15 protein-coding genes and 1 tRNA gene are annotated in these 14,602 nt (G+C 33.9%); 12 read left to right on the top strand and 4 right to left on the bottom strand.

Features of this window, described 5'->3' with window-relative positions:
* Positions 1-101 precede the first annotated feature (101 nt).
* The 8 genes from E4Z98_RS08140 (at position 102) to E4Z98_RS10125 (ending at position 6,678) form a co-directional block, all read left to right on the top strand.
* The gene (locus tag E4Z98_RS08140) at positions 102-422 is read left to right on the top strand and encodes a PTS sugar transporter subunit IIB (RefSeq protein WP_135255003.1); all 321 of its coding nucleotides are present in this window, start codon (positions 102-104) and stop codon (positions 420-422) included.
* Positions 423-561: 139 nt separating this feature from the next.
* Positions 562-876 carry a PTS lactose/cellobiose transporter subunit IIA gene (locus tag E4Z98_RS08135; RefSeq protein ID WP_135255004.1) on the top strand — a complete coding sequence of 105 codons (315 nt, stop codon included), beginning with the start codon at positions 562-564 and terminating at the stop codon, positions 874-876.
* 99 nt (positions 877-975) lie between these two features.
* Positions 976-2,409, top strand: coding sequence for a PTS sugar transporter subunit IIC (locus E4Z98_RS08130; RefSeq protein ID WP_135961190.1), 1,434 nt, complete (start codon positions 976-978; stop codon positions 2,407-2,409).
* Between the two features lie 388 nt (positions 2,410-2,797).
* Entirely contained in the window at positions 2,798-3,016 is a 219-nt protein-coding gene (locus tag E4Z98_RS08125) for a hypothetical protein (RefSeq protein ID WP_135255000.1), read from the top strand.
* A 30-nt stretch (positions 3,017-3,046) separates the two neighbouring features.
* Complete coding sequence (locus E4Z98_RS08120) at positions 3,047-3,241, top strand: DUF3188 domain-containing protein (protein WP_135254246.1); 195 nt, start codon at positions 3,047-3,049, stop codon at positions 3,239-3,241.
* On the top strand, positions 3,228-3,641 hold the full coding sequence (locus E4Z98_RS08115) for a DUF3284 domain-containing protein (RefSeq protein ID WP_135254247.1): 414 nt from the start codon (positions 3,228-3,230) through the stop codon (positions 3,639-3,641). Before E4Z98_RS08120 ends, E4Z98_RS08115 begins: the two co-directional genes overlap by 14 nt.
* 98 nt (positions 3,642-3,739) lie before the next feature.
* A tRNA-Arg gene (locus tag E4Z98_RS08110) sits at positions 3,740-3,811 on the top strand.
* Between the two features lie 1,028 nt (positions 3,812-4,839).
* Positions 4,840-6,678: a MucBP domain-containing protein gene (locus E4Z98_RS10125; protein ID WP_210410152.1), complete on the top strand. Its 1,839-nt coding sequence runs from the start codon at positions 4,840-4,842 to the stop codon at positions 6,676-6,678.
* Positions 6,679-6,834: 156 nt separating this feature from the next.
* Here the strand turns inward: E4Z98_RS10125 and E4Z98_RS08100 are convergent, their stop codons facing one another.
* A complete protein-coding gene (locus E4Z98_RS08100; protein ID WP_135961189.1) occupies positions 6,835-7,326 on the bottom strand; it encodes a transposase in 492 nt (163 codons plus the stop codon).
* Between the two features lie 390 nt (positions 7,327-7,716).
* A complete protein-coding gene (locus tag E4Z98_RS08095; RefSeq protein WP_209316318.1) occupies positions 7,717-8,949 on the bottom strand; it encodes an aminopeptidase in 1,233 nt (410 codons plus the stop codon).
* Between the two features lie 216 nt (positions 8,950-9,165).
* Here E4Z98_RS08095 and E4Z98_RS08090 point away from each other — a divergent pair, with 216 nt between their 5' ends.
* Entirely contained in the window at positions 9,166-9,735 is a 570-nt protein-coding gene (locus E4Z98_RS08090) for a TetR/AcrR family transcriptional regulator (RefSeq protein WP_135255023.1), read from the top strand.
* Positions 9,736-9,801: 66 nt separating this feature from the next.
* Here the strand turns inward: E4Z98_RS08090 and E4Z98_RS08085 are convergent, their stop codons facing one another.
* Positions 9,802-10,245 (bottom strand): flavodoxin, encoded by a 444-nt coding sequence (locus E4Z98_RS08085; protein WP_135255022.1) that lies wholly within the window; start codon positions 10,243-10,245, stop codon positions 9,802-9,804.
* A 150-nt stretch (positions 10,246-10,395) separates the two neighbouring features.
* Between E4Z98_RS08085 and map the strand changes: the two genes are divergently transcribed.
* Positions 10,396-11,151, top strand: coding sequence for a type I methionyl aminopeptidase (gene map, locus E4Z98_RS08080; RefSeq protein ID WP_135255021.1), 756 nt, complete (start codon positions 10,396-10,398; stop codon positions 11,149-11,151).
* Between the two features lie 22 nt (positions 11,152-11,173).
* On the top strand, positions 11,174-12,079 hold the full coding sequence (locus E4Z98_RS08075; RefSeq protein ID WP_135255020.1) for a YihY/virulence factor BrkB family protein: 906 nt from the start codon (positions 11,174-11,176) through the stop codon (positions 12,077-12,079).
* Between the two features lie 11 nt (positions 12,080-12,090).
* Here the strand turns inward: E4Z98_RS08075 and E4Z98_RS08070 are convergent, their stop codons facing one another.
* A complete protein-coding gene (locus E4Z98_RS08070; RefSeq protein ID WP_425353660.1) occupies positions 12,091-13,254 on the bottom strand; it encodes a glycosyltransferase family 4 protein in 1,164 nt (387 codons plus the stop codon).
* Between the two features lie 177 nt (positions 13,255-13,431).
* Between E4Z98_RS08070 and E4Z98_RS08065 the strand changes: the two genes are divergently transcribed.
* Positions 13,432-14,586, top strand: a complete 1,155-nt coding sequence (locus E4Z98_RS08065; RefSeq protein WP_167790953.1) for an LCP family protein — start codon at positions 13,432-13,434, stop codon at positions 14,584-14,586.
* The last annotated feature ends 16 nt before the right edge of the window (positions 14,587-14,602 follow it).

The raw sequence follows: 14,602 nt of genomic DNA, 5'->3' as shown, positions 1-14,602 counted from the left end.
CCGTTATAATAACGTTTTCAATATAAATGTAAGTTGGCACGCAACTTGCTTATATAAGAGTGAAAAGAAAAATATTAATTATCTATTAGGAGGAAAATATAATGGCAACAAAAACAATCATGTTAGTATGTTCAGCAGGGATGAGCACCTCAATGTTAGTAACAAAAATGCAAAAAGCAGCAGAAGCTCAAGGGATTGATACGGATATCTTCGCAGTATCAGCATCAGATGCGGACAACAGCTTAGCGGCTAAAGATGTTAATGTTTTATTATTAGGCCCACAAGTTCGCTTCATGAAAGGTCAATTCGAATCAAAATTAGCAGGCAAAGGCATTCCACTAGAAGTGATTGATATGAAAGATTACGGCATGATGAATGGTGAAAATGTCCTAGCACAAGCTTTAAAACTAATCGAAGGATAAAGCAAAGAGATTGAGAGTACGTTTAGCTTCAAGTCATACGATGTGAAGGCACGAAAGTACTATTATTCATTTCTCTATCTTGATGAGGTGAAACGTCAAGAAATTTGTAGCAATTGAAAAAGTAAAAGGTGGAAATTAAATGGATCAAGAATATTTAGAAGCAGTGATGGGCTTAATCATTAACTCAGGAAATGCCAAGAGTGATGCAATGGAAGCAATTTATGCAGCCAAAACAGGAAACTTTGACGAAGCTGATGCTAAAATCAAAGCGGCTGAAGAAGCTTTAGTACAAGCACATCATTCACAAACGGGATTATTAACAAAAGAAGCACAAGGTGAGAAATTAGACATTACGTTATTGACAGTTCACAGTCAAGATCACTTAATGACATCGATTGCTTTTACGGATTTAGCAAAAGAAATTATTGATGTTCATCGCAAAATTTCAGCATAAATAAAAGGATAAAAAAGTTTGTTGGTAGGTTTTTAATTAATTGTGTTAATAATCAATCGAAAGATTATTAAAATATAAAAAAGTTTTGGAGGGAAAAGCATGAATGCTTTAACAACTTGGTTGGAAAGATATATTCTTCCAGTCGCAGGAAAAATTGGTAATCAAAAACATTTGGTTGCTTTAAGAGATGCTTTCATCGGTACGATGCCAGTAACAATGGCAGGATCAATGGCGGTATTAATTAATGCAATCATTCGTGATTTACCAACACAGTTTATTGACGGTTATGATGCTAATACTATTCCAGTGTTTAAAGAAATTATTGGAATTAATGGTTATGTATGGAATGGGACATTAGCAATTGCCGGTTTGATGTTTGCTTTCTCACTAGGGTATAACATTGCTCGAGCATACGGTGTCAATGACTTAGCCGGTGGATTAGTTTCTGTAGGGGCGTTGATTCAAGGAATTGCGTTCTCAGCACCAGCTGCCGTTCAAGTGCCACAAGGAGAATTAGGCACTAAAGCAATTGATGCCTTAAAAGCAGTAGGATCAGCAGTAGAAACAGTCGAAGTAAAAGATGCAGCAACAGGAGCTGTCACAGTATTTGACCAAGTAACTAATAATGCTTGGGGTTGGTTGAAACTTGATCACTTAAATGGTAATGCGTTCTTTACTGCAATGATTTTAGGATTTGTAGCAGTAGTTATTTTTTCTAAATTAATGAATAAAAATATTACAATCAAAATGCCAGAACAAGTACCTCCTGCTGTAAGTAAAGCGTTCGCAGCGATTATTCCAGCATTAGTAGCATTATATGTAGTTGGTATTTTCAATTACTTCTTTACTAAAGGTACTGGTATGTTATTCATCGATTGGGTACAAAAAACAATCGCTGAACCATTATTAGGATTATCTCAAGGTTTTGGAGCAGTTGTGTTAGTAACAATTTTTATTCAATTATTCTGGTTCTTCGGAATTCATGGAATGAACGTTTTAGCGCCAGTTTTAGAAGGAATTTGGGGAGTTGCCCAAATTAAAAACGTTAACTTGTTTAACGAAGGTGGCGTTGAGTTAGTTAAAGCTGAAGGATACAAATGGGTACGTGGTTCATTTGACGCTTACACAATGTTTGGTGGTTCAGGTGGTACAATCGTTTTAATTATTGCCATTTTAATCTTCTCTAAACGTGCAGATTACAAAACAATCGGTAAATTATCATTAGGACCTGGTATCTTCAACATCAACGAGCCTGTTATGTTTGGATTACCAATCGTATTAAACCCAATCATGTTTGTTCCATTCTTATTAGCACCATTAGTAACAACAGCAATTGGTTACTTTGCAACAACAATGGACTTAGTTAACCCTGTTTCTCAACAAGTAGTATGGGTAACACCACCACTATTATTATCATTCTTAGCAACAGGAGCAGACTGGAGAGCACCAATCGTAACATTAATCTGTATGGTTGTCTCATTCATTATCTACGCACCATTCGTTATCGCAGCAAACAAAATGGAAGAACAATAAAGTGCTTGCGAGTGCGGGTAGGCCTGAGAAATATCGAAGGACAGTTAAAAATTGTTTCTCAAATTTTTAAACTGTTAAGAGATATTTCCGAAGGACTGCACTCAAAAGCCGGATTACATAAAGTGCTTGAGTGAGCGTTTATCCCCGAAAAATAATGAAAACCATTCAAAAACAGCTTCTCATGTTTTTGAAAGGGTAGACATTATGTTCGAAGGGATGCTCGCGAATGCCAGATTAAAAAGTGCTTGAGTGAGCGTTTAAGTAAAGTACTTTAAGATCCATTCTTCATCAAAAAGGTCATTAGAAAATAAAAGAATTGGTTAATAAAAATCAAGGGGAAGCAGTGCTTTTTACTGCGACCCCTGTTATTATTATAGGAGGAAGAACCATGATTGCAGTAAATGTGGCGATGCAACAAGATAAAGTGATTGAATTATTAGAAAGTTTAACGGAAAATGTGACGTTTACTTATAAAGAGAAAAAAGGTATCAAATTATTATTTGAAGTAAAAGGAGCAAGCGCTGAAGAGGCAGTTAAAGTAGCTAAAGAAAGTATCAAAGCACAACCTTGGGGAAGTGTTTTGTTCTTCCAATGTACACCAGCGTAGTCAACAGATGAATTAAAGGAGAGAAAGATAATGATGAAGAATGGCTTGTTTTTAATTAGTATAGGATTGATAATGTTTATGTTTTGCGTGAATCGAGTGACGTTAGAGTATGATTTCTTGCTAATGACGACAGCTGTTACCTTAATCATTGTAGGTGGTATTCTCTCATTTAGAGCCAACAAAAAAGCAAAACAAACCGAGGTGAAATCAAATGAAAATCGTTAAGACCTTAAATGTGCCAGCAGAATTTTTTTACCAGCAAGTGATTAATTCCGTCCTATTTGATATTCGTAAAAGTACCGGTGAAACGGTTAAAGAACATCAGTTAACGAACTACTCTTACGTTAAAGAATTTTCAAAAAATAGTCGGGCAAAAATTAGCATTGAGGCAGCACAAAAAAATGAACTTTATCGTTTTAATACCTCAACGGTTCGCAATGATTTTACGGTTAGTTATGCGATCAAAGCACTTTCAGATAAACAATGTGAAGTCACGTATACAGAAGAAATGATCTCACACGGTGTACTTCAAAAAGCGAATGACATGATGTTTGGCATGTTTTTAGCACCATTCAAGAAAAAACAACTAATAAAAATGTTAGCATCTATGGAAGCCGCGTATTAAAAAAATCTATCTTAACACGACTTACCGGGTGTTAGGATAGATTTTTTGCTTATCTGTCTAGACAGAGCAATGTAAAAGTGGGAAAATAAAGACGTTGAGTCCTCTTAGTTAAATGGATATAACAAAACCCTCCTAAGGTTTAGTTGTAGGTTCGATTCCTACAGGGGACGTATAAGTTTTAAGAGAATAATATATTAAAATAATTATTAGAACTATTAATAATTCATTAGTTAATAATTAATGTGAAATTTTTTAGAGAAATATGAAAAGATAATAAGAAGGCAGAACATGTATATTCACATATAGGTGGAGTATGAAGGATAAATTGAACACACTTTTTCATTATATGATTAAGTGCTAAATTATGGATCTAAATTTATACAAGAAGATTTAGTATTTTAAAAGAAAGAACAGTATTTGCTTTTCAGAATTTGTAAGCATTAAAATAAACTTGGTCCAATTAATTATATAAGGGATCATCTTTTTAAAATTACAAGATGTTTTGATAGGTATAAAGATAATATTAATTATGATATAGAATTGAAACAGCGAGAAAATCAAGTTAAGGAATTTGTTAGATTCCTAAATAAAAACTATTTAACGTATAAAGTTATTGGTCAATCTTTCAACATCAATGTAATTGAACAAATTTCAAAATAAATTCCTAAATCAAAAAAATTGTATCGTGTTTGTACTGAAGAAAATTTGGATAAATCTATTAACGTATAAATACTTTAAGGTTGTATCTTTTGAAAAAATGATGCCACACAGTAATTTGAGGAAAGTTATTAATATAGATGATTTTTTAACAAAAGGACCTTAAAATCTGAAGAAGAAATTAAACAAGCTATTGATTTGGGCGAGGATAGTTATTTTCCTGATTATACCACCAAAGCTTTATTTAAAGGAAAAATATAAGGTGTTACTGTAAATGGAACTATCTTAAACTGTTTTCTGGAATTTGACAAAATAGTGTTGCTTATGGTAAATTTCAAAAAAGTAATGTTCTATAAAAATGAATTTTATTATGTGAAATTACAAGGTTAACAAAGTTAGTTGGAGAGAATTTTATATAATTCGTTTTAGACTAGTTATAAAGCAGTTTAAATTATTTATAATAATACCTAATTAAGTAGTGGCCAATATAATCGTATAAATAATAAAGGAAAATATAAAAAATAAAAGGAGTTTATTTATTATGGAGAAAAATATCATTAAATCATTTTTTTTGTTGACTATAGCAATGTTTTTAATAAGAACTAGTGCCGATGCAAGTGTTGAAAACATAAATAATTTGCCATTACCCGACTATCATGCTAATTCTGATAATAACGGTAAAACTTATAATAGGCACATAATTAGTACTTTAGGAATTGGAAATAATACACATTTAACGTCTGTTGCATCAGGAAATCAAAGCATTGATGAAACGAGTGTTCCTCAGTGGGAAGCTTTTGATGGTGACAAATTAACTATTGTACCAATGATAAAAGTAAATACTTTGTATTCAACACCGGAAGATAACCGCTTTACTAGTATTATCACTACAATAAATTATTCTCCTGAAATTAAAATAGATTTTTCTCAAAGTTTAAAATTTCAAAAGAATATTTCAGAGGGGATTAAAGAAATTGAATGGGATAATATTGTAGTAAATGAAAAAGATCATACTATAACAATAGAAATTAATTCTGGATTTCTAGGTATATCATCAGATTATATAGGAGAGATGAGCTTTTATATTCCAGCTACTTTAGAATTTCATAAAGTAATAGTTGAACCCAGTGTTTTGCCAATTAATATGACCACGGATTATATTACTGAAGGAGATGTTTTATATCAATCTGGAGTAACTTCTAGATATATTACAAATTTACAAGCGATTGGTACTAAGGAAGTGAGTAATTTATCTAGTAATCAGGGTGACTTTAAAATAAATGATGAGATAGAGTATACGATTACATATTCTAATTTAATGACTACAGGAAGCAATTCAAACATAAAAAATGTGAGAATTACAGATTTTATGCCCCTTGGAATTGATTATAAACCAGAAAAATTAACAGTAATCGAAAAAAATAATAAAAATGGGCTGTCCGTTGAGATTACAGATTCTGATAGTATTACTATAGTTAAAAATGACAATGAGGGAATAGTTATTGATATTCCTCTAGTTAAATCTTCTACTTCAATTATAGTAAAACTTCCAGGATTAATAACTGATAAGGTAGAATCTAATGTTATTACAAATGTTGCAAATATTAAAGGATTCGATGCACCTAGTGATGATGAGCATAATATAGAAGCAACTATTGATATTTTATTGCCCGAAATTCAGGCGGGACCTGTAACTGTTTATTATAAAAGTAAAGATGAAGATACAATTCTTGAAATAGTAACTTTAAATGGGGAAATAGGTTTACCATATGTATCAGAGAAAAAAGACTTTGAAGGTTGGAACTTATTGGAAATCCCTTTAAATTCAGAAGGTATCTTTACTAAAGAACCTCAAGAAGTTATATATTTTTATGAACCGACGGAACCGACAGAGCCGACAGAGCCAACGGAACCGACGGAACCGACAGAGCCGACAGAGCCAACGGAACCGACGGAACCGACAGAGCCGACAGAGCCAACGGAACCGACGGAACCGACAGAGCCGACAGAGCCAACGGAACCGACAGAGCCGACAGAGCCAACGGAACCGACGGAACCGACAGAGCCGACAGAGCCAACGGAACCGACGGAACCGACAGAGCCGACAGAGCCAACGGAACCGACGGAACCGACGGAACCGACAGAGCCGACAGAGCCAACGGAACCGACGGAACCGACAGAGCCGACAGAGCCAACGGAACCGACGGAACCGACAGAGCCGACAGAGCCAACGGAACCGACAGAATTTAAACAAGATGATACAAGTGAAGATAGCACTTATATATATTTACCAAAAATGGGAGAAAAAAAGGGGATGTTACTTACAGTAGGTGGAATGTTAGTAATTTGTAGTATGTTACTCTTTAAGCGTAGAAGGTAATAATTGAATATGGGAAGTAGTAGTCTTTTTAACTATAAACAATTGTGAGAATTTAACTGTTCTTTCTCAAATAGTGTTGATGGGCTCAAATTTGCTAAAATAAGTGACTAGGTGAAGTGTAAAAGCTTCACCTTTTTTATGTGATATTTTGAAAAATTAATCCTTGCGAAATATAAATTCTATCACGTATGTTTCTAAAGCTTTTAATACCTGAATCACTTTACTAATTGAAACACTACATAATTTCGCAATTAATTTAAGAGAAATTCTTTCAGCTATTAATTCAATGATTTTAGCTTCAATTATCCTTGAAATATTATGGGAAGGTTGAACTAAATCAATTTGCGAAGTCCAGTGCGTATTGCAATTGTAACAACGATAGCGCTGTTTAGATAACTTCTTAGAGACAATCCCAGTGTTCTCATGTGTCAATAGGACATCTACCTTCTTAGAACCATTCTTAACAATAATGTACTTTCCGGTGTTGTTTCGAGGCGAAGAACCACATTTGGGGCAAACTATGGCTTTAGGTTTATAGCTAGCTTGTATAATTTTCGCAGGCTTATTACGATAGGTTCCTTCGGAAACACTAGAAATTATTAAATTAGGGTCTTCAATTCCATAAATTTTTTTGATATCATTAGTCATAGCATATCGCTCCTTTTGTTTATTTTGTGTCGTAACTTAATATTAACAAAAGGCGATATGTTTTTTAATAATTAAATACAAAAATAGGACTGTAGAAGGAAAAATCCTTCATCAGTCCTATTTATTATATAGCCATTTTATAAGAGACCCTATGATATGTTTTTGGCTTTAGTTGACTTTGATTTTATCAGATTGAGCTCTCTTTTTTGTCTTAAAGTCAACACCAAATATTATAGAATCGAAAAACAACTCTTTTCGTCCGTTTCGAATTCTTCATCTTAGACTAATAACACTAACTTTTGTCACAGACTCTAATTACTGGATTTTAATGTTTTTGAACGATTCACTATTGTTCGTTATAGATTCATAAATATAGTTTATACTAAAGAATTAAGCCCACTCACCATTACGGAAAATAGGTTGACGAGTTCCGTCAGCGCGGATACCATCGATGTTCATATCAGCAGAGCCAATCATGAAATCAACGTGTGTATTACTACGGTTTAAACCAGCAGCTGCTAATTCTTCTTGCGTCATTTCAGTTCCACCTTCAACGTTGAACGCGTAAGCAGAGCCTAATGCTAAGTGATTAGAAGCATTTTCGTCAAATAATGTATTGTAGAAAACGATACCTGATTGAGAAATTGGTGATTGGTTAGGGACTAAGGCAACTTCACCAATACTACGTGCACCTTCGTCTGTTTCTAAAAGTTTTAATAAAACATCTTCGCCTTTTTCGGCAGTTGTTTCAACGACGCGTCCGTTTTCAAACTTAAAGACCATTCCTTCAATAGTTGTGCCAGCATAACTTAAGGGCTTAGTACTTGAAACGACACCATCAATACGACGGTTATCAGCAGCTGTGAAGACTTCTTCTGTTGGCATGTTTGCCATGAAGTGCTCACCACGTACGTTATCACTTCCAGCGCCTTCCCAACGATGATTTTTTGGTAAACCAATAATCAAGTCAGTTCCTGGTGCTGTGTAATGTAGTGAATCGAATTGCTCAGCATTCAGTTCATCCGCTTTAGCGCATAATGTTTTATCATGATCGTCCCAAGCAGCGATTGGATTTTCTGAATAAATACGAGTTGTTTTGAAAATTTGATCCCATAAAGCATCAACTTGTGCTTCATTTGATTCTAAATCAGGGAATACTTTTGCAGCCCAGTCTTTACCAGCCGCAGCTACGACAGTCCAACTTAATTTGTTAGCTTGGGTTGCTTCACGTAATGGAAACATTGCTTTACCAGAAGCTAGTTGGTATTTAGCGATTCGATCAGAGTCGATACCAGCAAAAGCGTCAGGATTTTTAGAAACAACACTAATACGACTTGCGCCTTCATCCACCCAAGATTGCATTTCGTCTATTTTGTATTGTGGGATAGTTGTTAGATTTTCTTCTGTTGCATTAGCGAAGAATTCGCGAGATACAACATCATCAGACCATTGAACAGAAACGTTACTAGCCCCTAGTTTGTAAGCTTCTTTTACAATCAAACGTGCTAATTCTGCTTGTTCTACATCAATGTTAACAACCACAGTGTGACCTTTTTGAACATTAACTCCTGTTTTTACGATTAATTCTGCATATTTCTGTAAATATGTGTTGAAATTTTCCATAGATATGTCCCCCTAAGTCTCAGTATTCTTTAATTTTATCATTAATGGGTGGAATTAACAATTCCAATAATAGTTTGTGAAAAAAATGTTAACAAATGATGAAATAATATAAAAATGTTTTTTTACCTATCCTTTTATGTTATAATAATAACGTGTAAAAAAGGAGTTTTAAAATAAGTTGTATTAAAAAACGTTGAAATATTGGGGTGACTATTTATGGCTAGAAGAAAGACAATAACAAAAGATCAAGTATTAAATGCAGCGTATTCATTAGTGTCAACAGAAGGGTTTGATAAGTTTACCGCACGAAATATTGCACAAAGAATGAAGTGTTCTACACAGCCTATTTACTTAGAATTTGAAAATATGGAAGATCTAAGAACGCAAGTGTTAGAAATGATAAAAAAACATCTTGTTAATGATGTTTTTTCAAAAGAAATAACAGGAGAATTTTTGTACGATATCATATTAAATTACATAGAATTTGCACGTAATGAACGAGTAATGTATCGAGCAATTTATGTGGAAGAGAATTTAGATCCGGATGCATTAAATCAATTCAATCTACAAGTATTTATGAAACACATGAATCAAGACGAAGAATTTGCTCAGTTATCAGATGAAAAGAAACATAATTTATTTATCAGCACATGGATTTTAGCAACAGGGATTGCGACGTTGAATTCATCAGGATTATATCGTCCATCAAGAGAACAAATTATTTCTTTAATCGATGAAGTAAGAGATATGTCTTTTGAGTATGAAAAGAGCATAGAGTTTAGCTAATTTTAATAGTAAAAAAGGTTGCGATTTTAATCGCAACCTTTTTTTGCTCGTCGTTTATGTATACGATTAATTTACTTTGCTAGCTAATTCTTTGGCGAATTTTTCTAAGTTAACAATATCGTCTTCTTCAGCAGCTAAATCCACTTTAACTGATTCGGCCCCTTTTGTTGCTCCAGCTTGAGCAAACGCTTGGTCGAAATCATCGACAGCTGAACAGAACATTTCGTAGAACGTATCTCCCGATCCCACAACGCCATAAATTTTACCAGATAAGTCTAATTCTTTTAATTCTTCATATAAATCGACAATATCATCAGGTAAAGAGCCTTCGTCATAAGTATAAGTACCAATCACACAAATATCTGCTTCTAAAAAATCATCAGCATCGACTTGTGTACATTCATCAATTTCTACTTCTAAACCTTCATTTTCTAATGCTTCTGCTACGATATCAGCTATTTCTTCGGTGTTTCCCGTTAAACTTGCATATACAATTTTAGCTAGTGCCATAAATTTCATCCTTTCGGTCTGTTTAATAGATATGATTTATTATAACAGAAAATCAACGTTTGAAAATAATTTATGTGATGAATTGAATTTGGTAAAAAAAAAACAATATGCTAGAATAGGTGTGCTAAGTAAATGAAGGAGAGAAAAAATATGATTACATTAAAATCAGCAAGAGAAATTGAAAATATGAAAAAATCTGGTGAATTACTGGCGAAAGTACATGAAAACTTACGTACATTTATTAAACCAGGTATTACAAGTTGGGATGTAGAAGAGTTTGTTCATAAGTTTATTGTTGATCATGGTGGCATTCCAGCACAGATTGGTTATGAAGGCTATGAATATGCCACATGTTGTAGTATCAATGATGAAATTTGTCATGGTTTCCCCCGACGTAAAGTGTTAAAAGATGGGGACCTAATTAAAGTCGATATGTGTATTGATTTAAACGGCGCGATGTCAGATTCATGTTGGTCTTATGTAGTTGGTCAATCAACACCTGAAATTGATCATTTAATGGAAGTGACAAAAAAAGCATTATATCTTGGAATTGAACAAGCACAAGTTGGTAATCGTGTGGGTGACATTGGTCATGCTATTCAAACGTATGCTGAAGCGCAAGGATACGGAGTCGTTCGTGATTTTGTAGGACATGGTATTGGACCAACCATTCATGAGGCGCCAGCAATTCCGCATTACGGCGAAGCTGGTAAAGGATTGCGTCTTAAAGAAGGAATGGTAATTACCATTGAACCAATGATTAATACAGGTACTTGGAAAATGAAAATGGATGATAATGGTTGGACAGCCTATACACAAGATGGTGGTTTGAGCTGTCAATACGAACATACATTAGCTATTACAAAAGAAGGCCCCATTTTATTAACAGAACAATCACCAGAATAAAAGGTTGAGGAGGAGGAAGTTAATGGACAAGCATATGAAACCAAAATCTTTTCGGCATTTTTGCCAATTGATATGGAAAAATGTGGGACGGGGCGAAATTGGTACGTCGTCCTCTGCGATTGCCTATTATCTTCTTTTTTCTGTCTTTCCTTTAATTATCATGATTGGGAACTTATTACCTTATATTTCAATTGATAGTGCGGAAGTCTTAAATTACATAAAAATACTTATTCCTCTAGAAATTTATAATTTAATAGAAGGCACAATCGTTTCATTATTGGGAACAAGTTACGGTGGCTTATTATCTATCTCTGCGTTAACGACGATGTGGGCAGCTAGTCGGAGTATTAATGCCTTACAAGTATCGTTAAATAAAGTGTACGGTGTAGGAAAAAGTCAAAATTTTATTGTGAGGCGTATTTTATCAGTTGGGATAATTTTTTCTTTTATGTTAGTCATGATGTTATTAACAACAATTTTCACTTTTGGTCAAGGTGTAATTGAACATGTTGCCCCAGATTTTCCAATTGTTGAAGAGGTGTATAAAAACTTGTCTTCATGGAAACTTCCTACAACTATGGGTGGCATCTTTTTGACCATGTGTTTGATTTATTATACTTTACCAAATGTTAAATCAAAAATTCGTTATATTTTTCCAGGGGCTATTTTTGCAACGCTTGGTTGGATGGGATTGACACAGATTTTTGGGTATTATATTACGTATTTTGCCAGTACCTATAACAGTTATGGTATATTAGGGAGCTTGATTGTCGTCTTATTATGGCTTAATTTTGCCGCGATTGTAATTATTTTGGGTGGTGTGTTAAATGCAGCGACACAAGAATTTATCGAAGGACCTGCAAAAGAACAACGCATCAGCTTAACAAGGGTTAAAAAGAAATTATTAGCAAAAAAGATGAGTCACTAATTGTTAGTGACTCATCTTTTTTGATTACGATGTTTCTTTTGTTCGCGTTCCTTACGTACTTGTTGTCGGTAAGCACGATTTCCAATATATCTCATAGCATTTAATAAAGGACGTTGATCTTCACCAACTAGGCCAATTTGCTCAACAAACAGTTCTAGACCGACTAATACAGCAACAATCATTACTACATTGGCAATCGGACTTGCCGCTGAATAAAGTAAGGCAATGATTGAAAAAGTTAGAGCTAACACATAAATCATTAAAACAGCGCCACGATGTGTAAAGCCAAGAGACAATAAACGATGGTGTAAGTGCATGCTATCTGGTTTTGCGATTGATTGTTTTTTTAGTTTTCGTCGAATAATAGCATAAAATGTATCAGTAATCGGCACACCTAAAATGATTAATGGTGTAATTAACGTGACTAATGTAGCATTTTTAAGTCCTTGTAGTGATAAAATAGCGATCATATAACCTAAGAAGAGTGCGCCAGTATCACCCAAATAAATTTTAGCTGGAAAGAAATTATAAGGTAAGAAGCCACTAATGCTAGCTACTAAAATAAACATCATAATGGGAACTTGAACAACAATTGCCCCACTAGAAGATGCTATATACCCGATAAAACCAATTGTTGTTAAAGCAATTATCGAAACACCGGATGCAAGGCCATCTAATCCGTCAATTAAGTTGATGGCATTAACAAATCCTAAAATCCATAAAATAGTCAACGGTAAGCTTAACCAACCAACATTAATATTTTCAAAAGAAAAGACATTGACGATATCCATTCGGATATTTAAAATAAAATAGGTATAAAATGCGGCTAATAACATGCCTAAAGTTTTAGCCCGTGGTGATATTTCTTTTATATCGTCAACGAGTCCGGTAAGAACAATAATACCGCCACCTAGAATTAATTTTAGTGAATAAACAGTACTAAAAATATCTTTAAAGAGGAATAATATAGCAATCGAAAAAGCTAAATATATGGCAAGGCCACCTGCAGAAGGCATGGTAGTCTTATTGATTCTTCGTTTGTTAGGAGTATCGACAGCGCCAATCCAAAATGATAAGCGTCTAATTAGAGGGGTTAATCCGGCTGCAATGATGAAAGTTAATATTAGCCGTAAGATTAAACTTAAAATAAAACTCATAAAGTTACCTACTTTCATATAGTTACACGCTCCATTATACCTTAAAAATTCAGGTGTTCCAACTAGTAAATAATCATGAAATCTTAAGTTTACTTAAACATTGTACAATTGTCTCGTGAATTATGATATAATTAACCGATTATTTTTGATATGAATATAAAAATTAATAAGAAAAATAAAAAGGAAGTATTAGATATGAAGGATTACCAAGTAGGTTCTAGGTCAGAATATCGTCGTAGTCAAGTGAAAAAGAAAACATATAAGGCTAAACGAAAAAAGAATAACAGTAGTAAGTTCTTAAAGACGCTTTTAATTGTATTATTATCTTTAGTTGTTGTTGGCTTGGTGTGGGCGGCTAAGTTAGTATCAAAAACGGCTTCAGTTATTGATAACTCTTATTCCCCAATTTCGACACGTACTAATTTGAATCAACATATTGATCCAATCAATGACCCTATTTCTATTCTATTAATGGGGGTAGACAATGATGATGATCGTGGATTAGAAAGTACACGTACTGATTCAATGATTTTACTAACAATGAGTCCAGAAAAAGAAATTATTAATATGGTAAGCATTCCACGTGACACTTACACATATATAGAAGTACCAAATTATTATCAAGGCTATGAAAAAATTAATTCTGCTTACGCACAAGGCGAATCTTATGCTAAGTCAGAAGGGAAAAATGTTGAATCAGAGTCAGCTGAAGCAGCGTTGGATGCTGTTGAATACTTATTCAATACAACAATCAACTATTATATAACTGTCGATTTTAACGCATTTGAAAGTGTCGTTGATGCCTTTGGTGGGGTTGAGGTTGAAGTGCCGTACGATATTAAGGAACAAAATGCTAAGGGAGAAGTTGTAGTAGAACTTAAAAAAGGTAAGCAACGTCTAAATGGTGAAGAAGCTCTAGCATTTGCTCGTACGCGTAAAAAAGATAATGATATCGAGCGTGGTAACCGTCAACAGGAAGTATTGATGTCTTTAATCAATCAAGCCATGAACGTAGGGTCTATTTCAAAATTAGAGTCAGTTCTAAAAGCGATGGATGGTCATTTTTGGACTAACTTAGATCGTTCAACCATTCTAAAAGTTGGTGAGTCTGGCTTAACAACTAAGTATAAGATTAATCAAAATAAATTATCATGGATGAGCTTTAATTATTATGGTGCTAGTTATGTAGGTCTTCATGAAGACAGTATCGCTTATGTGAGTCATAAAATCAATTCATTATTGGGCAAAGAACCCGAAGATGAACGAGATGCGCCAGATTATGAATTTGAAACAAATGGCTTTGTTTCACCAAGAACTTATCCACAAGATGGTATGGCAATGCCGGATTAAAATAGAGAGAAGTAAA

Origin of the sequence: Vagococcus xieshaowenii, assembly GCF_004792515.1 — a bacterium.
Classification (GTDB): Bacteria; Bacillota; Bacilli; order Lactobacillales; family Vagococcaceae; genus Vagococcus_A; species Vagococcus_A xieshaowenii.
This window is presented reverse-complemented; position numbering and strand designations above follow the sequence as displayed.

Excerpts from the sequence above, each read along its gene's own strand:
- E4Z98_RS08140 (WP_135255003.1), top strand. The coding sequence starts at position 102 with ATGGCAACAAAAACAATCATGTTAGTATGTTCAGCAGGGATGAGCACC.
- E4Z98_RS08135 (WP_135255004.1), top strand. The coding sequence starts at position 562 with ATGGATCAAGAATATTTAGAAGCAGTGATGGGCTTAATCATTAACTCA.
- E4Z98_RS08130 (WP_135961190.1), top strand. The coding sequence starts at position 976 with ATGAATGCTTTAACAACTTGGTTGGAAAGATATATTCTTCCAGTCGCA.
- E4Z98_RS08125 (WP_135255000.1), top strand. The coding sequence starts at position 2,798 with ATGATTGCAGTAAATGTGGCGATGCAACAAGATAAAGTGATTGAATTA.
- E4Z98_RS08120 (WP_135254246.1), top strand. The coding sequence starts at position 3,047 with ATGATGAAGAATGGCTTGTTTTTAATTAGTATAGGATTGATAATGTTT.
- E4Z98_RS08115 (WP_135254247.1), top strand. The coding sequence starts at position 3,228 with ATGAAAATCGTTAAGACCTTAAATGTGCCAGCAGAATTTTTTTACCAG.
- E4Z98_RS10125 (WP_210410152.1), top strand. The coding sequence starts at position 4,840 with ATGGAGAAAAATATCATTAAATCATTTTTTTTGTTGACTATAGCAATG.
- E4Z98_RS08100 (WP_135961189.1), bottom strand. The coding sequence starts at position 7,326 with ATGACTAATGATATCAAAAAAATTTATGGAATTGAAGACCCTAATTTA.
- E4Z98_RS08095 (WP_209316318.1), bottom strand. The coding sequence starts at position 8,949 with ATGGAAAATTTCAACACATATTTACAGAAATATGCAGAATTAATCGTA.
- E4Z98_RS08090 (WP_135255023.1), top strand. The coding sequence starts at position 9,166 with ATGGCTAGAAGAAAGACAATAACAAAAGATCAAGTATTAAATGCAGCG.
- E4Z98_RS08085 (WP_135255022.1), bottom strand. The coding sequence starts at position 10,245 with ATGGCACTAGCTAAAATTGTATATGCAAGTTTAACGGGAAACACCGAA.
- map (WP_135255021.1), top strand. The coding sequence starts at position 10,396 with ATGATTACATTAAAATCAGCAAGAGAAATTGAAAATATGAAAAAATCT.
- E4Z98_RS08075 (WP_135255020.1), top strand. The coding sequence starts at position 11,174 with ATGGACAAGCATATGAAACCAAAATCTTTTCGGCATTTTTGCCAATTG.
- E4Z98_RS08070 (WP_425353660.1), bottom strand. The coding sequence starts at position 13,254 with ATGAAAGTAGGTAACTTTATGAGTTTTATTTTAAGTTTAATCTTACGG.
- E4Z98_RS08065 (WP_167790953.1), top strand. The coding sequence starts at position 13,432 with ATGAAGGATTACCAAGTAGGTTCTAGGTCAGAATATCGTCGTAGTCAA.